Raw genomic sequence first — 22,639 nt, 5'->3', positions numbered from 1 at the left:
CCCAAATGTCATGTGCATCCTCGTATGAGGATGCGTTCTCATATCTAAATTTTACACATATATAGAAAATAAAGACAATCCGTTTTAGAAAATAAGTAAGGGAAATTAGAACACCCTTACTTGTTTTGTATTTTCAGATGGACACAGGCACCCGGTGGCCGGATGCCTGCTCCAAATACTAGTCTCGACGCAGATATTGTTCCAGTGCGAGACGGATGATGTCCTCCGGTCTCGTCCCTTCCTCTTGCGCCCGATTCTGTAGGTTCTTCAATAACGGATCGTCGGCGTCCCCGAAGTCAATCTGTATCTTGGCGGTACGGCGTGGAGGCAGATGGTCGATGACGCGTTCATCCTTGCGCTCGTTGAGCATCCGTTTGACCTCACGTAGTTCTTCCCGTGTCATCTCATAGACGGTCTTCTCACCATCTCCGATAGGATATGTACGTCCATCGAGCATTGCCGCCCGTGGGTCTTCCGGCCAGGATAACAATTCCGCGAGTTTCGAGGACGTGAGGTCCTCCGCGATTGCCTGCGTGAGCAGTTCCTCGCCGAAGACGTTCCAGAACGAGACGAACCGGCTGACCTGAGACTGCGACATGCCGATTTTCCCAAGGAACTCGAGCCATCCGCCCTCCTCCTCCCGGAATTCTGCGCGCGTGTCCTCGTTGCGGAACAAGTCATGGGCATGGGCTAGGACACGGCACTTCTCGACGAAGCTCGTCGCATGGATGGCATCGATATGGTTATAGTACTGCACCAATCCGTCCATGTTCTCCGGAAGGTTCTTCGAGACGACGCGTGAGAGGGCGGTCGCCGACAAGGACTGATAGGGGTTCGTGACCGTCGTCGACGCCGAGAACTTCTTCACGGCATCAATCTTCTCTTCCCTTGCGTCAGGTTTCGGCCCTGTGGCAGGAAGTGTCCCGTTCGCCTGGAAGCTCGAGAACGTCGGTGTCTTCTTTTTGCGACTCATAAAGCGAGCACCTCCTCTGCGAGCTTGAGGTAGGCATCCGTCGCGGGTCCCTTGTGATCGATGACCGGACGTGACTCACGCTGGAGTGACTGGACCTTGACCATGTAAGGGATCGTCGTCAGCACCGGGATGCCTACCTCACGTCCGAGGTCGACGAGCTCCTCGACCGTCGTGAGATCACCTTTCGAGCGCGACCCGACCATCGTCGGGACGAATGCCGCGATATGGATGTCCTCCTTATAGCGTTTCATCTCTTCTAGTTCCTCCGGTGCCGTGTAGACGGCATCCATCGAGAACTTCTGCATCTGTACCGGCATGACGATAAGATCCTGGGCGACCAATGCACACCGGGCGTATGGGTTCAGGGCGGACGTCGAACCCGGGCAATCGATGAGGCAGACGTCGAACAGTTCCTCGACGCGTGCCAACTCCTCACTGAGTCGGTATTCGTAGCCCATCTGGCTCGTCAACCCTGTCGGCGAGGCCGATCGGCGTGTCGGTATGAGGTGGATGGTCCCGGTCTCATACTCACAGTTGACGATGACTTTCTCGATTGGTGAATAGAAGGGATCGTTCTCCTCGAGTAGGCAGTCGAGCAATACCTTCCCTGGGTAGTCCTCCGTCAGGCCGAGTCCGTTCGACGTCGAGGCCTGGTCATCCGCATCGATGACGAGAACCCGTAGTCCGTCCCTCGCATAGGCATGCGCGAGGTTGATCGTCGTCGTCGACTTCCCTACCCCGCCCTTCCGGTTGTACAATGCGATTTTCTTCATCAGTCTTCGTCCCCTTCCATGGTATCTGCTTCCGACCTGTCTTCTATGATTTCACGCACGAGTGTCTCCTCGATCATCTGTGAGAGCAGCTCACTGATGCTGAGACCGCGTGAGTTCGCGATTCGTTGTATCTTTTCGGACGTCTCGGATGGGACGCGTGCCGATACGACGGTCGACATCGCATCCTTCTGTCGGAAGGCACTGACCTTCACCCCTGACGTACTGGATCGGTTCGCCCGGATTTCACGGACGGTCGCTTGTTCGATTGGCTTCCGGCCATCCCTCACGGGAAGTCCGTTCAGTACGACGTCCTCCGGGTCCTCGACGTACATCAACTCGAATATCTTCGAGGCCGGTAGGCTGCCGAGCGATTCCTCGAGAGGCTGTAAGGTATCGTATGCCTTGACGTAGCGGGAGGCCAGGGAGTTCGACATGCTGACGACCTCGAGGAAGCTCCGCCATTCTTGGTTGTCATGCATCTCCGACTTCGCAATCGAGAGACGCTTACCGATCTCGAAGACAGAGATGGTCTGCACTTTCGCTAGCTCCTGGATTTCGAGGGCCAGGTTCTCGAGGTCTCGCGCGACCGGGAGCTTCTGGACGACGGACCCGATGTCCGTCAACCCACTCCGGTAAGGATGCTGCTCCTGCGGCTTGACCTTATGGATTTGTCTGTTACGTGCCTTCATCCTGTGTTCCCTCCCTCTGTCATGAGTCTCGCAAGTTCCCTGAACGGGAGTGCGAGCTCGATACCTTCCTTCGACTTATATTGGAGGACGCTCTTTCCGTTGTCTGCCGCCTTCTCGATGAACGCTGCACGACGGACAGAAGGTAGTATGTCGAGCCCCTCCGACTCTGCGAGTGTGCGCATCGCCTCGGCATATTCACGGTCACCTTTGAGGCCAGCATCGATTGCGACCGGCATGATTCCGGTCAGTTCGAGCGAGGCGTTGTAGAACTTCTTCACCTGACGGATTGTCCGGATGGTGCTGCCGAGCTGGTCATATACCAACTTCTTCGGCATGAAGGGCACTACGACATGGTCCGCACAGGATAGCACGACCTTTGAAAGCTCATTTATCGAGGGCACAGAGTCGAGTATGATCCAATCGAACTCCTCGGCTAATGGTTCCAACATGTCTTTTAATAAGAAGAGCTTGTCCTGCTCCGATATCAGATTGATGAGCCGGGCGTTCCGTTCGTTGGAGGGGAGGAGACTGACATTATGCTTCTCGTCGTCGAACAGGATGTCCTCGATGGCGAGTCCTCTCGCATGGACGTCGAAGAGCGTCATGTATTTGATTGTATCGGACTCCTTGAGCATCAGTTTGCTGAGGGAACCTTGTGGATCGAGGTCCACGAGCAGGGTGCGTTGTCCAAGTTCACCGAGAGCATGGCCCATGTTGAGGGAACAGGTCGTTTTCCCGGAACCTCCCTTTGATATGTAGAACGTCAGAATGTTCATCATCTCTCCCCTTTCTGTCTCCATCATCACATACAAGTCGATTGAAGACAATAATTTTATTGTTCGTTGTCGTTTTTAAGTGATATTTATTTGTATACACAATTATTATCATGTATACGTTTCGATGTCGAAATGTATACAAATTTTTTTGTCGTTCTTTTCGTACTTCAATCAATAGAGCGAACTCTACTTTTCCAAGATGATGACATGAGGGCTTACCAGATTATCTTCATTACAAATATTCAAGGAGATTGAAGAGATTAAAAAAGAATTAAAAAGAATTGGAAAACGAGAATCGATCATAGAGCCTTTGATGCCAACGTTTCTTGCTGATATCGACATCTGATAAAGAGACAGGATGATTTGAGGAAGTTCTCTTTCGTTTGAATTATGTGTTCCTGATACTCGTTTTCGTTCAGAACGAGTCGTTTCTTTGTATTCATTACCTTTTTTAGTATCACAGGTATTTGTTTTTTTTCTTGAATGGTATGACACATTCGAAAAATCGCCAGGATGGCCGCCCCGGATGCGCCCGTATCCTTTTTCGAGCCCCATGACGCCGATATGGGAGATATTTTTACTCGTTTTCACCATCTTTTTCAGAAAAGAGCATGACAAATAGACCATCATGCGATGGCCAATTTTTCCGAGAGTCGTCTCAGACGCTCATTGAGATAGAGGACCGGGGACTGGAAGAAGAGACTGTAGACGTCCGTCTCCTGTAGGCGTTCCCCGTAGCGGAGGAAGTCGTTCCGGATCGAACGCAGGACCTCGTCACAGGCATCGAACCCGTACGTGTCGCTGAGCGACTTGAGGGAAGCCTGCGGCACCTCGAGCAGGTCGAAGTCGACGAAGTCACGGGCAACCTCACGAAGGTCGAACCAACCGATGAGCGTGCTCGCGCGTTCCGCCTCGCGGATGCGTCTGCTGTCGACCTTCTCCCCGATCTTCATCTGGAACATGAGTGGACGTGTGACGGTATGTATGCGTCGCTTGAGCGAGATGTTACCCTTGACGGCCGACAGGAAGTCCTTCGTGTCCTCGACGAGCTGTACGTCGAAGATGCGTGAGAGCTGGTCGAGCATGCCCTTCACCGCAAGACGATGGCCACAATAGCGAGGGAGGAAGCCCTTCACCTCGTCATAGGTGAGGATAGCCTTCTCCTGAGACTGGACATGGATGTCGCGTTCCACCTGTACGAGGGCACGCAATGCCACGCGAAGGATGTTGACGTGATCAATCTCCATGAGATGACGGATCATCCCGCACCAGATGGAGGTATATCCCGTCTTCGAACCGAAGCTGCCCGATTCCTCCGTGAGGTCACGATAGTTGGAGAGGTAGTCGACGAGCTCGATCGATAGGACGCCGGTGAAATGGAAGTCATACCGGATGAGCCCCGCCTTCTCGAACAGACGTAGGTTGTCGTGCAATGAACGGACTGAGGTCCGGGCATGGTCCGCGAGCGCCTCGCTCTCGACGAGGGACAACATGCCCTTGTCGTCACAATGCGAGAGAAGCGTGAGAAGATGACGGATCCGCGACTTCGTCCATTTCATGGCGAGGAACGGTCCCGGGATGTTATAGTGATGCTGCTCATACATAAAGCCTTCTTCTCGTTTCGTCCAACGTGTCAGACCGCTCATGGCGATCAGCACCTTGTTCGCGACCAATACGTGTCTGTTCTGCTGATTCATCGACATTGCCTACACCTCCCCTACTCTGAACTATTAAGATTAGTATCCTGTCCAGGGGGAGAACTGTCAAAATGCGTCTCTGGTACGGTCAAAGACGACCAACATGTCAGAAACGTTGATATGAAGCCGTTTCCACAAGTCAAAAAGATGTCATTTCGGTACGGTCGAAAACGACCAAAATCCAAGGAATCCCGACATGAAGCCATCCATGGCCTCTCTTCGCTAGTATTTTCATGATTTTCTGACTGCCGGATGTCGCCCCGGTACGGTAGCTGGCGACCAGAACGTCAAAAGTGTCGTTCCGGTACGGTGGAAGACGACCAGAACAAGAAAAAGTGTCGTTCCAGTACGGTGGAAGACGACAAATCTTATTGTGGAACGATCCAAAAAAAATTTAAGAAATCTCAAGAATTCTTTAAAATGTCGTTCTGGTACGGGGATTCGCGACCATTCTTTCTAAAATGTCGTTCCGGTACGGTGACAGGCGACCAAAACAATAAAAGTGTCATTTCGGTACGGTCAAAAATGACAGAAATCATCTCGAATCGATGAATATATGTCGTTCTGGTACGGGATTGGACGACCATAATCAAAAATTGGTCGTTTTACGACATAATTCGACATATACATTGATTCCGATCTGATGGACCTCTTATAGGGACTACGATACGCAATCAGACTAAAATCACATTCAAAGAGAACTTGTGTTCTTATTTTTGCTTTTTATCTTGATGACCATCTTCAAACTAATGACCATGATTGTCCATCGGAATTGGTAAGTAGAGTACGGTACATGACGACCAAAACTGTCCGATTCCCTCCTATTAGTTTGTTCCGTCTGTGATTACGACCGATATCACCCTAACACATCATCAATCCAGATGTGATTCTTCACGAGAGAATGGAAGGTCGTCTGTTCGAATGCTACACGAATGGGAATCAGTCGATAGTAAGATAACGGATGTGGAAAAGATGTTCGACCTGAGCTCAGGTGGCATATTCTTATTGATGTTGGAGTTGTTCCTACTCTACTGCGTCACCTTTTACTTCACCTTGGTGATTGAATCTGGAAAACTATCATTAGGTCTAGAAGAAATGAGGACATCAGAGAAGAGGCATACAGAAAGTCCAGCTACATGGAGAGATGGGGCTATGGCCGTCGGTGTGGATTTGGAGAAGTATGAGAGACATACGAGTGCCTTCATCGAGCGATATCCCATACCGATGGATAATCTGACTAGAATGGAATGGCTGACTACGGAGATGGATGAGGATGAGAAAAATAGAATAAGGATGGAATTTCAGACGAAGTTCGATTAGATAATGATTGACGAAGAGTGAAGACGTAAGCAACGGATGAATGAAGAGATTGAAGGTATATTCGAAGGCTTCAAGGAAAACAGATACGTAGGCGGTACGGATGGATAAGCAGTGAGACGGACATGAAACGATAGGATACATGGAAATAGAAGAAGAGCGTACGGATGAAAATGAACTGAACCAAAAAAGTTAGACATTAGATAATTTGTCAGGCGACCTTGAGGACCTGAGTGCGGTATTCTACCGGGCTCAGGTTTTTTAGTCGTCTCTTGATGCGACGATGGTTATAGTATTCGATATAACGCTCGAGCTCACGTTTGAAGTGGTCCATGTCATTGAACTCCTTGAGGTACAGGAGCTCTGACTTGAGCACGGCGAAGAAGCTTTCGATGGCTGCGTTGTCGAGACAGTTGCCCTTACGGGACATACTTTGCGTGATGCCGTGCTCGTGAAGCGTACCGATGAACGCTCGATACTGATAGTTCCAACCTTGGTCGGAATGGATGATCGGTCGGGCTTTCCCGTCGAGCTTACTGATTGCCTGACTCAACATTTCGCCGACGAACCCGTATGTCGGGCGGTCCGACATGGTATAGGCAATGATCTCACGGTTTCCTAAGTCCATCATCGGCGAGAGATGAAGCTTCTCCCCGAAGAGGTGGAACTCAGTGACGTCAGTCACCCATTTCTGGTTCAGGCCGGAGGCCTTGAAGTCCCGTTGGAGAAGGTTTGGCGCGACCTCTCCGACCCGTCCCTTATAGAAGCGGTATCGCTTCATGCGGACGAGACACTTGAGACCGAGATCGTTCATGAGACGGCGCACGGTCTTCGGATCGTGCCGGAAGCCCTGGCGTTCGAGAAGTGCGTGGATGCGACGATAGCCACATCGCCCCTCGTGTTCGTGGAAGAGGAAATGGATAGCCGCCTTCACCTCCGCATACTTATCCTCGCCCGTCAGGCGCGTCCGCCAATAGTAATAGACGCTCCGGGCCATACCGAGCACGTCGAGGAGTCCCGGAACGGGATAGTTCGACCGCAACTCGTCGATCACTTGCGCCTTGATCTGGTTCGTCGCGCATTCTCTTCTTGAACCAAGGCTCTCAATTTTTTTAACGCAGCGTTCTCCATCTCGAGGTACTCGACCCTTTCCTTGAGCTTCTCGACCTCCGTCATCTCTTCAGGATTTTTCTTCTTGCGTCTCGTCATCGGGGCACGTCCTTTCGGTCTGGCGACCAGGCCCTCAGACCCTTCCCGTTCATACGTCGATCGCCATCTTGAGATCATCCCCGGGGAAGAGATTCGGTATTTAACGGCCGCCTCTACGTCGGACAGCCTGTTGGTCGCCATGTCGTTTAATACTTCCAGTTTAAATGTCGGTGAGTGGGTTGTATAGGAACAATCGAAGATTGTCTCTCCCCGACGCTCATAGAGACGCGACCACACATGGATCCGTTCATGTGTGATCCCGAATTCTTTCGCCAAGCTCCTGTATCCATCTCGTCCCGCCAGGTAACGTTCAGCGACCTTGATCTTAAATGCCTTCGTATATTTGGCCATAAAAAACACCCCATAAAAGTTGGATTTTTATGTCCAACTTTTATGGGGCAGTTCATTTTTATCCGTACGCTCTTCTTCTATTAGAAAGTAAGACATTAACCTCTCCATAGATATAACTAAAACTGATAAGAGAATACATCAACCTTTTATAAGAGAAAAATAACAACAGGAACATCTCATGTAAATGCTCGTCCCCCTGTAGTCGGGTTAGTGATTAGCGTTTCTGCGAATAAACGCTCTTCTTAAAGTGAGGAGAAGTCGAAGAGAAGAGTATACTCGAATGTATTAAGAGGGTCTTCTTCTCCTGTGCGGGGGACGCGCGTGACAGAAATCCCCTTCAAGCGGAAGTAGCGGATGAGGGGTTCACCGAAGCTCTCATGTAACAGAGGAAACTCTTCATCGAAATCTACTGTCGCGGAGTGGATATCTTGTTCTTTGAGTCGTCTGAAGCGGAACGTGAGTCGGTTGATGACTTGGATTGCTGCACGGTTCTTCTGCAGTCCTTCAATCATCTGGATTTCTTCTTCAGAGAGTTTCTCCTTGTAGGGAAGGGCAGTGAGGTGTTCTGGATTGATCATGTGGGGATTCCTCCTTATAAGGTAGTACTGCCTGACGTAACCGATGGCGGTCGAGCTGATGCTTGCTCCTGTTTAGCAGATGATCACAAGAGAGCGGATATATCCTTTTAAGACTAAGTAGTCGATGATTCCATGGATGTCCTGACTAGAAAGATGAAGTTCAATCCACTTGAAATCGACAATAACCTGTGTATCTTTTGGCAGATACATATCGCGACTTATATCACGATGGCCCCGACCTAGGAAGAGTTCCTCAAAGCAGGAGCACGTTGCTCCGATCGTCGAGTTCCCACCTCTCGAGCGGATGGAAGTAGAGGAAGTAGTAATCTCCTGAACGATGCCAGTCCTGGATGATGAAGTCGAGATCCTTGATCCGATCGAGGTTCGTCTCGAGCTCCTTCAGATTCTCGGCCTTCCGACTCTTGTTGAAGCGGATGGAATGGGTGAACTGTCGCCAGTGCCGCTTCGCTGGCATCTCCTCTTTGAGCTGGAAGGAGTTGAGACGTTCCTTCTGTAGGACGAACGACAGATGATAGGCGAACGTCCCCTTCAGTCGTTCGATTTGTTCCCCATAGATGCTGATGATCTGTTGCTTGAGCAAATCGTCGTAGACCTCCTCCGAGACGGTCACGGTGATCTGCGTGTCACGCTGTATTGCAGACGCCCCACTGATCTTGACGGAGGAGAACAGACCGAAGATTGAGAGGTCCCCCTCCTCGTTACGGACCGCGACCCGATAGTATCCCAGCTTGACGAGACGCTGCGTCGTAAGGGCATAGCTTTTCCCGCTGTCGTTACCGTAAATCTTCTTGACGAGCTTCGAGATTGGAAACACGATTTTCCGGTTCGTCTGGAAAGACAAATCGCGGTAGGACAGTATCTCGTTGAACGCCTCGAAATCACGTGAATCGAGGTCTGGCACCTTCCCGTCGAGTTCTGCGAGGAACTCATTACTGACGAGGACGGATAGATTGTTCGGCACGCCCTGCTTGTATTTCGGTACGACGGCAGAGTAATCGTGTAGGTCGAGCGAGAGGTCCGTCAACGTCCCCTCCCCTTGATTAAACTTCTCCGTCGTGTTCTTCATGCGATCGGCCAGACCGAAGAACGGCACGGTGATTGAGGTGGACGTCGCGACATGTGCCTTCGGTTGTACTCGCTTCAGACCCTTCGCGACTTCTCCGATAACCATCAGGATGTCGGTCCGCATGGTGCTCGTCCGTTGGTTCTTCGTCTTCTGTCCCCAATGTGGATACGTATGGATCAGGAGGTTGTTATTCTCGGCCCATTCCTCGAGTTCGCGCATATGTTCCTGCATGAGTTCTTCGACACTGTCGGCAGAGAACTTTCGTTGGAAGCCTTCCTTGCCTGAAATATCCCAGAACTCGAGATACATCTTATGCAATCCCCTAAGCTCTTTCATCGGCCCCTTATTATCGACATAGTTTCGGATGGCAGACCTGACCCATCTTCTCTTCAGTTTCTTGAACGAGTAGTAGCGTAGCTTCGTATAGACGTCCTCCTCGTTCTGGAACTCATAACATTCCTCATATAGCTGATTGACATATGCCTCGACGTCGACGATGTCGATTGAGGCGAGTTGTTCGGTGACGTCGTTCTCTAGCAGCGTCTTTGCTGCCTGAGAAACGACGAGCTGTCGGTGTTGGACGGATGATGAACTGTCCATGGTACATCGCCCCCTTTTTCAATGTATCTAGCATATCATGTCATGCGATGCACGGGGAAATCAGACAGAAAAGTATGCGCCGGCGCATACTTTTTTTGTTCCTAAAATCAAAACTACTAAATAGAGAGATGAGATCGTTAGGAGATATTTTAGATGTCGAAATAGATAATCCGATGGGGTGACGATGGAAAGGGATAGTCGGTCTGGCTGGACGTCATGGTCATCTGGCGATAAGGATCAAATCCGAATGGCTCCTTCAACAATGTGGATTACTACCATGCATGATGCGGACGAAAAAAGTATGCGCTGGCGCATACTTTTTCTTATTTCACGTACCATAATGATGAGGAACACTTTATTCATCACGGGGGATTACAGGAGCTTGTATCAAGGATAGGAGTATGTCGTCAATCCTTTTCACGAATCGAGCAAGACGAAGAAAGGACGTTTATCTCCATCACTGTGTCCAATCAATTGAGGCGAGGGGCGTCGGAGGAATGACAGGCGCTAACCAAAAGAAGATGGGTGGTCCTACCGAGAAATGTTTCACGTGAAACAAGATGGCGCACATCGTTGAATCTCCGAATTCTCTAAAGTCGGAATGATGTGAGAATGGACCGAACAGATGGATTGATACATAGAGTTAGGAAGATGAACGGAATGTCGTTCAAGAGAGTCCACGTGACAATCCTTGAACAAGTAAATATCCAATCGCCTCATAAAAAAAGACTTAGTCCTCACGGGCATGATCGATGTGTTCCTTAACTCTAGGGGCAGGCGAAGAGTGGAGGGTGTCATAAAGGTATATACATGCGAGAACGAGGAGGATGAGAGTGAGAATGAAAAAAGTATGCGCCGGCGCATACTTTTTTGTGTTCAACTCCCATATACATATCGGAAAAAAGAATCCTTGTCGGAGAAGAGTCGTGCGAGTTCTTCTGATACGTATATCTCGGTGTTCTTAAGACTTCGAAGCACTTGCTCCTTCGCGGGGAGGAAACCATATCGTTCCTCCAGGCGATGGAGGTAGTCATCAATCGCCTCGCCATCCTCGACATGTGAGGACAGGAAGTCCTCGACCGAATGACGGGTTTGTCTCCGGTTCCGATAGTAGACGGTGCCTCCGGGAACGTACAGTGTACGAAGCAAGGGGCTCCTGCGCAACAAGCTCTCGAAGAAGGTGGAATCAAAACCTAACCCATAGACCGCATGTCCTCGCCCCAAGCCCGCTGCCATCGAGGAACTGATGAACTCCTCATAAGGTAACATCTCGAGAAGCCATGAGACATACCCTTCAAGTTCTGAAGGGGACAAGCCGGAATCGGACAACCTGGACACACGGAGGTAGACGTCGGGCTCCACCTCGACGTACGAGACGTCATCGAGTAGTAGGGAACGGAGATGATGTTCCCAATGAGCCCGTCGATGACCGCTGGAGGAAGATGCTCCCTCGACCAGATCGCGGACGGAGATGAACTCGGGATGAAGTCTTATTAATCCCTCGATGAATTCACGTCTCGTCTTCACCCGGACGGCAATCTCTTCACGAGAGAGGACGTGAAGTTCATCAGAAGGATGTTTCCGTCCAAGTATGTGTCTCAGCTCCATCGGAGACTGGATATCGAGTGTGCGTATCTCAGGGGACAATAAATCGTAGATGATCCAAGGCGTGAACACACCGCGTAATCCCTTCAACTTATCTGATAGTAAACCCGAGAGTATGTCACTAGCATAGGGCACCCTCATACGGCGGACGTATCCTCCGGCACGAAGAAGGTAAGGGGAGGACCGGACGGCGTCCTTCACCCGGTCCTTCGTGATTCCCAAGGTGTCCATGTGTCCATGTGGGTTGACGACGCTCGACATCCGCTTCGCATCCCTTACGATGACCGTTTCATCGATAGGGGAGTGACAATCCTCCGTCAAAGAGAGCAGGATGTTCTCGACATCGTAATGTCGAACCATGCTAGTGGCGGGACAGACATAAGCATCACGCACGCGAAGGAAACGTGACAATTGACCGGCATCCAGGATGTCAACGAAATCCATGGAGAGCGTATTCTGCACCCCACGCCCATGGAGGAGCTCGAGATAACGGTCGACGGGATCAGGGACGGCGAAGACCGTCTGGAACAATGTCCGGTTTAGCGAATATGTCGCGAACGTTCTACCAAAGAGGTGGTTCTCTAAAATTTTCTCGTTCGGCAAACCCTTCACGAGGGAGCGTAACATCTCGAGGGAAGTGTTACCGGACCGTTCTCCTTCGTCCAGATATCGAAGAAGGGCATCTTCGACGTCATTCTGGTGGATGACGGAATCGAGTGGATAGAGTTCATCATCCCTTCCTTCACCTGGGAAGGGAATGACGTTGAGCCCATCCTGTACATCATCCGCCAGGAACGTCTGGTTCTCATCGAACAGACCGAGCTCCTCGATGGCACCGATGATGTTCCGATAGAGGGCGGATGACCCTTCGCCACGTGTCTGTTCACGGAACTCGAGGAACGACATCGAAGAGAAATCGGCGAGCATGAAGCCTCGTCTCAGGAGTAACGATTCAATCACGGTGTAGGGGATGGGATGCACCTGGGATATCGTCAGATGATAGAGATTCGCCCGGCGGCATAGCTCACGGCAATTCTCCGCGCCGAGGTCATCGACCATCCGAAAGAGGACCTTGGATTTCTCAGGAGACAAGGGGATGTGGTTACGGATGACTGGATCTAACACGTCATCGAGCCTGACGCCAATCTCGCATAGAGAACGGAGTGCCGTATAGCCGCTGACGCCTAGCGACTCGATCTCACGATGCATCAATCCGATCAGTTCGTATGCACTCCATCCTTCAGGCTGTCCTATGGTGTTCATGTTTACCCTCCTCATCAGAAAGAAGTATCGAGAAACGAAACATCCTATTCATTGATTATAATTCGTAGACGAGAGGACGACCATATCAATCCTAGTATGATGACAGGATTTTCAAGACACCAGCGTTACTTTTCTCATATAAAGTCATATAATGGATGTATAGAACTAGTAGGGAGGGTTTGTACCTTCCATCGATGAAAGGATGTCATAGGAATGAACCAGAATAAGAACGATCTACTTTTCCACGAACTCGTAGGGATGGACCTGGAGGAGATATCGAGAGCATACGGACTGAACCCGGACCTCAACAAGAGCAAGGCACGACTGACGAACGTGGCGAGCCGTATGGTGGAGTCGGTGAAGGACGAGGTGGAACGTCTCCGGATAGAATCCGGAAAACCAGAGCTCTCCGTCCGTACAATCAACCTGACGGAGAAGGGACGACCGAAGGAGCTGATGTCTCTGGACACTATCGACTTCCTGGAATGGATCGAAAAGCCTTGGCAGGAAAGTCAGGTATATCGTCGATTCAAGGAGACGGTGTTCGTCCTGCTGACGTTCCGGACTGACAAGCAAGGACGTACGATCTTTATCGGGGACAAGTTGTGGTCGATGTCGGAGAAGGAGTTGGAGGGTTCCGTCAAGCGGTTCTGGAGACAGGTGAAGGAGACGACCGAGGAAGGCATCGTCATCACACCGGTCCAGCAGAAGACCAAGGTGGTCATGAAGAACAACCTTCCGAAGCAGGATGAGAACCGGGTCCTCCATGCGAAAACGAAGGCATCGAACGCCGCGGACCTGTGCTCGCTACCGGACGGACGTGCCATCACGAAGCAAGGATATTGGTTCAACGCCAGCTACATCTCTGACTTGGTGAGGGACATCCATGAACGGAAGACAATTATCCGGATGAAGAAGGAGGGGAGTCGGACGGACCTGGAGGCGGGGCAAGTGGCAGCAATCCAATCAGACCTGATAGAAGACGGCTATGCCGTCGAGGATTTCGTGGACATCATCCGTCGGACGGTACCATCGTATGACAAGCAACGACTGACGGCAGCTGATGCCGAGCTGCTCGGATACAGGGTCGATGATCAACTCGCGGTCCGACTACGCTACCCGAACTCGACTGCGTATCTCGAGCAACTCATCTTCTCGAACGATTATGTCCGCACCGAGCAACATCGGGTCCTCCGAACGGACATGGGCGGCCGATTGTTGAAGAACCTGGAGCGACATGCGCGGCTGATCCTACTCGACAAAGGGTTCTACATCACGGATTGTTGTCTGTCGCGGGCCGGCGTGTCGGAGAGGGACATCTCGGATTATCGGGAAGCTGTCGAGTCATACGTATCCGAAGGTGATTTCTTCACGCTCGTCTCGTTACGTAAGGACGGATTCACTCATCCACTCGAAGAAATTGGTTTCGAGGACCTGTTCTATGAAAGCATCCTTTTACGTGTCGGTGTACTCAAGAGTCTACGCATAGGTAAGTCGATTGTGTTCATCAAGACATTGAAGAAGCCAAATCCGGATTCGTTCATGGAATGGATAATGGAGGAAGATGGCCTCCTATCAATAGAAGAAATTCAATCGAAAGCATCAGCACTGCTAGCAATAGAGATGACAGAGTATGATTTGATCAACATTGTGAACCGTAGTAATCATCATTATTCTAGAGAGTTCGAGAAGGTCTACAGCAGTCACGATGCGTATCTGGATAGTATCTATGAGTAAGGGGGATTGGCCATAAAAGATGACTTATATTTTGTCGAGAAACGGGAAAGAATTCGAACGCGGAGAGATAGAAGCAATCGGAGAGTCTGTCTATGAGATGACGGAATATGTAGTCGAACGACTAGCTCTACGTTTTGAACAAGAGCTAGAGTTCGATTTCATTGATGTATCGAATGAGTGGACATTTGCTGTAGAAGATTTTAGAGGGAGTAAGTATGAAATCATATTCGCACCGATTAATCAAAACACGGATAAGTTTGGGACAGAAGACTGAAAGTGGAGGTGAGTTTTTTGAAAAAAATGAGAAACTTGATTTATCTTTATGTTGAGAATTTAGGAGATTGCTTTGATAGGCAAGAATTTATATTTTCTAGTAAATACAAAGTAGACTATGACAAAGAGACACACACTCTAAATATAAAATATAATTTGATTAATTCAGAAATCTTTTTTGAAAGATTTAATGTAGATAAAATCAATCTAATTATTGGCGAGAATGGTAGTGGTAAATCTACCATTCTAGATGCTTTAGGGAGTACTAATGATTTTAAATTAGGTTCAGTTAATAATCGAAGGAACTATAAATGGCTTGCAGTATACGATTTAGGATTTGATACTAATAACTTTATACTTGAAGGGTATTCAATACCACCTTTTAAGAATATAAGGTATCTTGGGCAAAATAAAATTAATCTAAATAAAAATCTTTTTATGCAAATAAAAGCAACAAAAGATAATCAAAAAGAGTTTGAAAATATCTTTGACTATGATCAGGTGAAATTAATGCACGATGAGTTAGAAAATCTTGTTTATGTATATAGTAGGCTAGAGAATATACAGCCTGTTATAAACAACAAAAAAAATGTTAATGATAGAAGTAGTGCGAGTAATTACAAAAGAATAGTATCTTCAAATCCAGATATTACAGACATGGTGGACTATATTGATAATATTTTAGCGAACGATAAAACGTATTTTAGAGGTATAGGGTTAAAAGTTAAAGTTTTTGTAAAAGATAAATATTATTCTGATGGGTATGAAATAATCCGAAACTCAAAAAAATATTATAACAGAATGGAAACTATTTATGGCGGTAGATACACCGATAATTATTATGACATCAATAGATATGAAAAAAGGGTTTTGGATAAAAACCAAAAACCTAGACATTCATTTATTCTTAACTATTTAGAAACTATTTATATAAGAATATTAAGTGAGAATGAATACGAAAAAATTAACTTAGATTACGATGTAGGCTTGCCCGGATTTAGTTTTGAAAATAGAAAAAAATTTTTACTAAATTCCATTTTTGAATCTATAAGTGATAAGTTTAAGTTAAATGAATCAGTAGACGGAGAACAAGTTCAAGGTTTATATAGTGACTTGATTAACAAAACATACATTGAATTTGAAAAAGAAAAAATTTTAAATTTAAATAATGCTGTTAATGAGAATACAAGAATCTATATGATGATTATTATGCTGCACTTAAATTTTTTAGATAGCATAGCGGATAGTAATATTATTACAAAGTCAGAAATTAATATACCAATATTTCAAAAAGTTGAATATAGAAGACTTATCCAAGACTATTTGCAAATAATGAAAAAAATAGAAGAAACTAATTTTTTACCTTACATAAACTTAATTTTGTTTGATTTTAAAATGTCTAGTCTTAGTAGTGGAGAAATTCAATATATAAAAAGTTTTTCTAATATTTACAAGTCAATAAAAAACATTAAAACTGAGAATCACAAAAGTTGTGTAATTCTCTTGGATGAGCCTGATATGAATTTTCATCCAGAATGGTCAAGAAGGTTTATTAGTACATTGGATGAGATGTTGGGAAATTTTAAAAATAGTTTTTCGTTTCAAGTTATTATTACATCGCATTCTCCATTTATGGTCTCAGATATACCTAAAGAGTTCATTACATGCATTCATATAGATCAAGAACCTAAGTCAAACAAGATAATAAGAACAGTAACTCAGGCAGATTTCGGCTTAATGAGTAACGTATATGATTTACTAAAAGAAAGTTTTTTTATGAAAAAACCCGTTGGAGAATTAGCTAATATATTTTTTGAACATTTAAAAAAAGATATAAACGAGATTCCAATTATGGGCTCATATTCAAATAATAATATTGAAAAAATAGAGAGTATAATTAAAAGGATTGATTTGGTAGATGATCCTTTGATAAAAAAAGCGATGACTACATTTATGGAAGAAAAACTTACAAAATCAAATATGCAAAAAAGTGCATTGTTAAAACGAAAAGAGAGGCTCGAAAGAGAATTGTTAGAAGTGGAATATGAAATAAGAAAGGGTAATGAGTATGATTAACTTAGATGATGGAAATATTCAAACATATAGTATGAACTACTATGACAAAATGAAGGGCAAGGGCAAGCTATTGAATGAATACGATTTACTTGATCGAACAGCGGATAATTTGCTTAATGGTAAAAAAATGATTGATTTCTTAGGGGATACAAAAGCTAAATTTAAATCTTTAGTGAAGGAATTGCTGATAAGTAGAATTGATATAATTAGAAAAAATTATGCAGAGATAAATCTCTATATGATGTCGGCTGAATTTTGTCAATCAGCAAATTCTGATATGAAAGTGGAATTACATAACATAAAAAGGGGGAATCTTCGAGAAAAAGCGAGAAGGCACTTCATAGAAAGCAGAATAAGTACGGAATATGGTGAAAATACATGGCTTAAGAACCATTGGCTTAATTCAAGTTTAAGTAAAGTATGTAAATCCGATGATGAATTAAAAATTTTTATACAAAAGTTCACTGAAAAATTTAATAAATTAAATAATTTCGTAAAAAAAATATTTTTTTATGACCAACTTGAAAATGTCGATAAAAATTTAAGGCATGAAATATTACTTCAATTAGATATAAATGTTTGTCCTTATTGTAATCGCAATTACATTTCTAAATTCAAAAAAAATGGGGAACTCAAAAGTTCTGCAGACTTAGATCATTTTTATAATAAAGATAAATTCACATTATTTTCCTTATCTTTATATAATTTTGTTCCTTCTTGTCAAATCTGTAATTCTAGATTGAAGGGGACTAAGATAAAAGGAATCTTTCATCCCTATACACAAAAAATAGACTATTCTGACTTTTGCTTTAAGCTTATGATTGAAAAAGATGCTGACTTATCGTTATTCTTTGGAGGTAATGTCGAAGGATTGAAAATTAATATTGTCCATAATGAAAAATACAAAGATCATATCGAAACTTTTCAGTTAGATAGCCTATACAATATTCACAAGAATGTTGCTGTAGAAGTTTTACTGAAAAAACAAACATATAACCAATCTTATGGTCATTTAATGGATAAGATATTCTCGGATTTGAATTTTAACGAAACTCAAAAAAATTTATTTCTATATGGAGTAGATTTAGAACAAAGCAATTTCCATGAACGACCTCTGTCAAAATTTGTTTTTGATTTAATGGATCCATTATAATGATAAGAACTAGTTTTCGTTATGTCTTACTCTTAAATTAGTATGTAAATTGAAATAAGTTTTTTATGGAGATTATATCAAATTAATCAAAATACTTCTTCAGAAATGACCTTATATGTTCTTTTAACTTTTCGAATTTTATTGGTCGATTATTGATTCTAGAAGTTATGTTAGTTGTTGCTGTCAATTTGATTATTCCATAGTTCCTCTCTTAAATACCTTTTATAAAATGATAAATTGAATATAGTAAAAAAAATGAAACTATAATAAAGGGAGATTAATAAATGTACATTTCAAAATTATTAATCGAAAATTTTCGTTCATTTAATAATCAGACAGAAATTGAATTCCATGAAGGTATTAATGTAATTATTGGGCAGAATAATGCAGGGAAAACTACGGTAATTAAAGCTTTAGACTTACTTTTTAGTAATGGAAAAAATAAACGTTTATCAATTGATGATTTTAACAGAGATATATCAATCGAAAGTTTAAAGTTAAATCCACCTAAAATTAGAATATCCGCAATATTAGTTGAATCTGTTGGGGAAGAAGAATACTCGGAAGACATCATAACAGTAGCAAGTTGGCTGACGAAATTAGAAAGTCCTTATGAAGCTAGATTGACATATGAATTTTCTCTTCCCGAAAAAGAAGAGAAAGAGTATAAAAGAAATTTACAAGATATTTCTGATTCAGAAGAATGCTGGAACATTATCCGAAACGATTTTTTAAGGAAGTATACATACAAAATTTTTGCTGGAAATCCTGATCATTTAAATATTGTAGATGCTGAAAGTATCAAAAAATTTGATTTTCAATTTTTAAGCGCAATTCGTGATGTGGAGCGCGATTTATTTTCAGGGAAAAATCCTTTGCTAAAAGAAATAATTGATTTTTTCATGGATTATGAAATTAAAACAAACGAAACATTAGATAAAAGACAGCAAATTTCTGAAATAAAAAATAAAAAACAAGCTTTTTCATTACAAGCAAAAGAACTAATTAAATCTTTACAGGACCGTATGACAGAAGGTAATAAACATATGCTTAAGTATGTTAGAGATACAGGTGCTGGGTTAGATGGTATGGCAACATCATTTGACGGTGTTATTTTAGATACTGAACTTTATTCAGCATTGAAACTTATTGTTGAAAGTGAAACTGGTATAAAGCTACCTGCTATTAATAATGGACTTGGATATAATAATTTAATTTACATATCACTTTTATTAGCCAAAATGCAAAAAGATGCATCAGGTGAATATCTAGGTGCAAATGCAAAAAATTACTCAGTATTAGCTATTGAAGAACCAGAGGCTCATCTACATCCAAGTATGCAGTACAAATTTCTAAAATTTTTAAAAGAAAATCGAGCAATGGAAGTAAACCAAATTTTTATTACTACTCACTCTCCTAATATTACAGCTGCTGTTGATTTAGATGATTTAATTGTTTTGCAAAAAGATGGTAAAAAGACAGGGGTAGCTTATCCAGGTAAGGTATTTACAAATTCATTAGAAGATAGAAAATCTAAAAACTATGTCAAGCGCTTTATAGATGCAACAAAAGCAGATATGTTTTTTTCAAAAAAACTAATTCTAGTTGAAGGATTGGCCGAACAGTTATTAGTTCCTGAATTCGCAGAGACAATGGGCATAGATTTGGCTGATACACATACATCTATTATTAATATTGGCGGACGATACTTTGAACATTTTTTAAAATTATTTGATACACAAAAAAGTCAACATGCAATAAAGAAAAAAGTTGCTTGTATAACCGATTTAGATCCAGTAATGAAAAATAAAAATGAATCCTCTTGGATAAAATGTCCTCCACTATTTCTTAACTTAGATGAAGAGAATTACGAATATAAATCTTCATCGAATTCAATAACTCAATCATTAACGTTTAGTGACCATGAACAAATCAAAATATACACTCAAGAACTTAAAAAAAGTTCTACTTTTGAGCACAATCTTTTATTAAGTAATGCGACTAATGTAGGGTTAATAACCGATTCGGTCTCTAATAAAAAGGAACTGACTGAGATGATGATCGCTATAGCTGATGAACAAAAAACTATAAAAGATATAGTAGATATTTTGAAAGAGAGTAAATATAAAGAACAACTAAAGCGGTTATTAAATAGCAAAAAATTAAATGATAAAGATAGTGAGCAGTTTAAAATACAAATACTTGCTGATCGTTATTTGAGTTCAATAAAAAAAGGTGAAGTTGCACAAGAATTAGTTTACGCAATATCAAAACAAGATAATTCTAAAGAAAAAATTGTACCCCCAGATTATATTAAGGAAGCGATAACGTGGATTTGTTAAAAGCTACAAAATTAAAATGCAGTGAAGATTTTGTTCCAATAGATGTCCATTTTAGACTTTATGCTGGGCCAGGGGCAGGTAAAACTACTTTTTTAACAAAACATATTAAAAGAATCTTAGAACATTCAACTAAGTTAAATAAATCTAAAAAGATAGCTTGTATTACATATACAAATATCGGAGTGGAGACACTTAAAAACAGATTAAAAGATGCAAGCAGTGATGTAGAAATATCTACAATTCACAGTTTTCTTTATAAGCATGTCATAAAGCCCTATCTATGGACTTTAAAAGATTGTCCGTTTCGCATTGAACTTTTAAATGGTCATGATGAAGTTAATTTAACTAGATCGTTGTTAAAAGAATTTAAAGATAGGAGCAGTTCTTATTTTAAAGAAAAAAATAACAAAGAACTTTCTGATGCTTTAAAAAAACTTATATGGCATTTGGAAAATGAATCACTTGAACTAAAATTTTTGAAAGCTTATCAAGGAAAAATCGAAAGTCATTCAATTAAAAAAAATTCGTATATGATTTATAAAGAGATATGCTGGGAAAATGGTTTTTTAAGTCATGACGATGTTTTGTTTTTTTCGTATAAATTATTAAAGCAAAATGATGAAATTAATAGGATTCTCAGAGCAAAATTTCCTTATATGTTATTAGACGAATTTCAAGATACGAGTCCACTTCAGGCTGAAATAATTAAGATAATTGCACAAAAAGAAACCATTGTAGGTGTAATAGGTGATCCTTGCCAATCTATTTTTTCTTTCCAAGGAACTGACGAAATGCTATTTGAGAATTTTGAATTAAAAAATATCAAAAATTACTATCTGGAAAATAATCATCGCTCGACTACTCAAATAATTTCTTTGTTAAATCATATTCGATCAGAAAGAGACTTTAAACAATCTAGTCCTTCTGAAAAGCAAGGTGATGCACCTGTTATATTAATAGGAAATTCAGTTGCTGCGTATAAGTATGTTTCCGAGATTAAGCAAGAATTTTGTACATTAAGTTATAAAAATGAGGATACCAAGAGTCTTAAGTTCGATATTGAATCTGCTGATGAAGGAAAAGTGGATTTAAGGTATGGAGACGGTCATAGAGGATGGATGATACAGTTTATTGTTCAGTCAATTGAATATGCTCATCAGATGAAAATAAAAGAAGCAATAAAATTCATGCAGTTAGCGTATCATAAAGTGAATCCTCTTACAGAAGAAGAAGCTTTCATTAATTTAAAAAGATTACTTGATTGCTATGAGGTATTTTCAAAGAATAATATTAAAGATTTTTACAATAATTATATTTATAATTATTCAGGTGTTAAAACGAAAGTATCTAGCGGCGGTATAAGTGAGTTTTATGAACAAACTTTTTATAAAAGTATAGCACTTAATGTGAAAATCGTAGATGATACAAGTTTATTTAGGACTATTCACAAATCAAAAGGTGACGAATTCGATAATGTTCTTGTTATATTGAATGATACAAACGAAAAGAACAATTTGAAATTTTTATTGTCACCAGATTTAACGAATGAAGTTCACCGAGTTTATTACGTGGCATCGAGTAGAGCTAAAGAAAACCTTTTTATTAATTCACCAAAAATCTCGAATAGTGAGATGAAAAAATTAGAGAAATTAGGAATCATCTGTGTCACACTCTCTGATAAATAAAAACGAATCTATTATCAATAAGAGAAAGATATTATTAGATGAAATGACTATTGAGAAAACAAAAATTATAAATGGGACATTTATGTTGTGCTTCTGCGTGAAGTTCTGGACATTACTTCAATGCTTAATAACTAACGGATTTACTGTAATAACGTAATTAGTTTGCAAGACAAATTGTAATATCAATTGCAACTAGGTTGACCTAGCGATATAAGACACATATAAACAACTTGATTAAGTAGTCGGCACACCTTATTTTTTATTCGATTTTCGTTTTAATAATTCAAGTAAATTATAACTCGTCCAGATGTCGTGTGATTTCTCAGTAAATTAAATTTGTCGTTCTCTCGTATCTTCCTCTCTCGCAGAATCTGGACCATGTCGATAGGTATAGTGTTTTCCAATAGACTGATCAAATCGATAAGGTTGGTTAGAGCAATACCATCTCATCCATG

18 protein-coding genes are annotated in these 22,639 nt (G+C 42.8%); 7 read left to right on the top strand and 11 right to left on the bottom strand.

The window, feature by feature from the left end; all coding sequences use genetic code 11:
• Positions 1 to 178: 178 nt before the first annotated feature.
• From KNQ04_RS10815 to KNQ04_RS10790, 6 genes are all read right to left on the bottom strand, one after another.
• Positions 179 to 973, bottom strand: coding sequence for a hypothetical protein (locus KNQ04_RS10815; protein ID WP_214850665.1), 795 nt, complete (start codon positions 971 to 973; stop codon positions 179 to 181).
• A complete protein-coding gene (locus tag KNQ04_RS10810) occupies positions 970 to 1,746 on the bottom strand; it encodes a ParA family protein (RefSeq protein WP_214850663.1) in 777 nt (258 codons plus the stop codon). Before KNQ04_RS10810 ends, KNQ04_RS10815 begins: the two co-directional genes overlap by 4 nt.
• The gene (locus KNQ04_RS10805; RefSeq protein WP_214850661.1) at positions 1,746 to 2,435 is read right to left on the bottom strand and encodes a ribbon-helix-helix protein, CopG family; all 690 of its coding nucleotides are present in this window, start codon (positions 2,433 to 2,435) and stop codon (positions 1,746 to 1,748) included. The genes KNQ04_RS10810 and KNQ04_RS10805 overlap by 1 nt, the downstream gene beginning before the upstream one ends.
• Positions 2,432 to 3,211, bottom strand: a complete 780-nt coding sequence (locus KNQ04_RS10800; protein WP_214850659.1) for a ParA family protein — start codon at positions 3,209 to 3,211, stop codon at positions 2,432 to 2,434. Before KNQ04_RS10800 ends, KNQ04_RS10805 begins: the two co-directional genes overlap by 4 nt.
• 186 nt (positions 3,212 to 3,397) lie before the next feature.
• Positions 3,398 to 3,841, bottom strand: coding sequence for a hypothetical protein (locus KNQ04_RS10795; protein ID WP_214850656.1), 444 nt, complete (start codon positions 3,839 to 3,841; stop codon positions 3,398 to 3,400).
• The gene (locus tag KNQ04_RS10790; protein WP_214850654.1) at positions 3,838 to 4,914 is read right to left on the bottom strand and encodes a hypothetical protein; all 1,077 of its coding nucleotides are present in this window, start codon (positions 4,912 to 4,914) and stop codon (positions 3,838 to 3,840) included. The genes KNQ04_RS10795 and KNQ04_RS10790 overlap by 4 nt, the downstream gene beginning before the upstream one ends.
• 915 nt (positions 4,915 to 5,829) lie before the next feature.
• Between KNQ04_RS10790 and KNQ04_RS10785 the strand changes: the two genes are divergently transcribed.
• Positions 5,830 to 6,228 carry a hypothetical protein gene (locus KNQ04_RS10785; protein WP_214850651.1) on the top strand — a complete coding sequence of 133 codons (399 nt, stop codon included), beginning with the start codon at positions 5,830 to 5,832 and terminating at the stop codon, positions 6,226 to 6,228.
• A gap of 208 nt (positions 6,229 to 6,436) precedes the next feature.
• Here KNQ04_RS10785 and KNQ04_RS15880 read toward each other — a convergent pair whose 3' ends face one another.
• The 5 genes from KNQ04_RS15880 to KNQ04_RS10765 form a co-directional block, all read right to left on the bottom strand.
• A complete protein-coding gene (locus tag KNQ04_RS15880) occupies positions 6,437 to 7,279 on the bottom strand; it encodes an IS3 family transposase (RefSeq protein WP_483299250.1) in 843 nt (280 codons plus the stop codon).
• On the bottom strand, positions 7,276 to 7,785 hold the full coding sequence (locus tag KNQ04_RS15875; protein WP_483299249.1) for a helix-turn-helix domain-containing protein: 510 nt from the start codon (positions 7,783 to 7,785) through the stop codon (positions 7,276 to 7,278). The genes KNQ04_RS15880 and KNQ04_RS15875 overlap by 4 nt, the downstream gene beginning before the upstream one ends.
• A 242-nt stretch (positions 7,786 to 8,027) precedes the next feature.
• The gene (locus KNQ04_RS10775) at positions 8,028 to 8,363 is read right to left on the bottom strand and encodes a hypothetical protein (protein ID WP_214811743.1); all 336 of its coding nucleotides are present in this window, start codon (positions 8,361 to 8,363) and stop codon (positions 8,028 to 8,030) included.
• Positions 8,364 to 8,616: 253 nt separating this feature from the next.
• Entirely contained in the window at positions 8,617 to 10,050 is a 1,434-nt protein-coding gene (locus KNQ04_RS10770) for a hypothetical protein (RefSeq protein ID WP_214850645.1), read from the bottom strand.
• Between the two features lie 876 nt (positions 10,051 to 10,926).
• A complete protein-coding gene (locus tag KNQ04_RS10765; RefSeq protein ID WP_214850644.1) occupies positions 10,927 to 12,918 on the bottom strand; it encodes a hypothetical protein in 1,992 nt (663 codons plus the stop codon).
• Positions 12,919 to 13,263: 345 nt separating this feature from the next.
• On the opposite strand from KNQ04_RS10765, the gene KNQ04_RS10760 reads away from it, so the two are divergent.
• The 6 genes from KNQ04_RS10760 (at position 13,264) to KNQ04_RS10735 (ending at position 22,184) form a co-directional block, all read left to right on the top strand.
• Complete coding sequence (locus KNQ04_RS10760) at positions 13,264 to 14,655, top strand: PDDEXK family nuclease (RefSeq protein ID WP_214850643.1); 1,392 nt, start codon at positions 13,264 to 13,266, stop codon at positions 14,653 to 14,655.
• Between the two features lie 19 nt (positions 14,656 to 14,674).
• Positions 14,675 to 14,929, top strand: a complete 255-nt coding sequence (locus tag KNQ04_RS10755; protein WP_214850642.1) for a hypothetical protein — start codon at positions 14,675 to 14,677, stop codon at positions 14,927 to 14,929.
• Positions 14,930 to 14,955: 26 nt separating this feature from the next.
• Positions 14,956 to 17,004 (top strand): AAA family ATPase, encoded by a 2,049-nt coding sequence (locus tag KNQ04_RS10750; RefSeq protein ID WP_251137006.1) that lies wholly within the window; start codon positions 14,956 to 14,958, stop codon positions 17,002 to 17,004.
• A complete protein-coding gene (locus KNQ04_RS10745; RefSeq protein ID WP_214850640.1) occupies positions 16,997 to 18,157 on the top strand; it encodes a hypothetical protein in 1,161 nt (386 codons plus the stop codon). The genes KNQ04_RS10750 and KNQ04_RS10745 overlap by 8 nt, the downstream gene beginning before the upstream one ends.
• Positions 18,158 to 18,441: 284 nt before the next feature.
• Positions 18,442 to 20,499: an ATP-dependent nuclease gene (locus tag KNQ04_RS10740; RefSeq protein WP_214850639.1), complete on the top strand. Its 2,058-nt coding sequence runs from the start codon at positions 18,442 to 18,444 to the stop codon at positions 20,497 to 20,499.
• The gene (locus tag KNQ04_RS10735; protein ID WP_214850637.1) at positions 20,487 to 22,184 is read left to right on the top strand and encodes a UvrD-helicase domain-containing protein; all 1,698 of its coding nucleotides are present in this window, start codon (positions 20,487 to 20,489) and stop codon (positions 22,182 to 22,184) included. Before KNQ04_RS10740 ends, KNQ04_RS10735 begins: the two co-directional genes overlap by 13 nt.
• The last annotated feature ends 455 nt before the right edge of the window (positions 22,185 to 22,639 follow it).

The sequence above is a fragment of the Exiguobacterium sp. s193 genome (assembly GCF_018618755.1).
Classification (GTDB): Bacteria; Bacillota; Bacilli; order Exiguobacteriales; family Exiguobacteriaceae; genus Exiguobacterium_A.
Note: the sequence above shows the minus strand (reverse complement) of the source record. Positions and strands in the feature narration are given on the sequence as shown.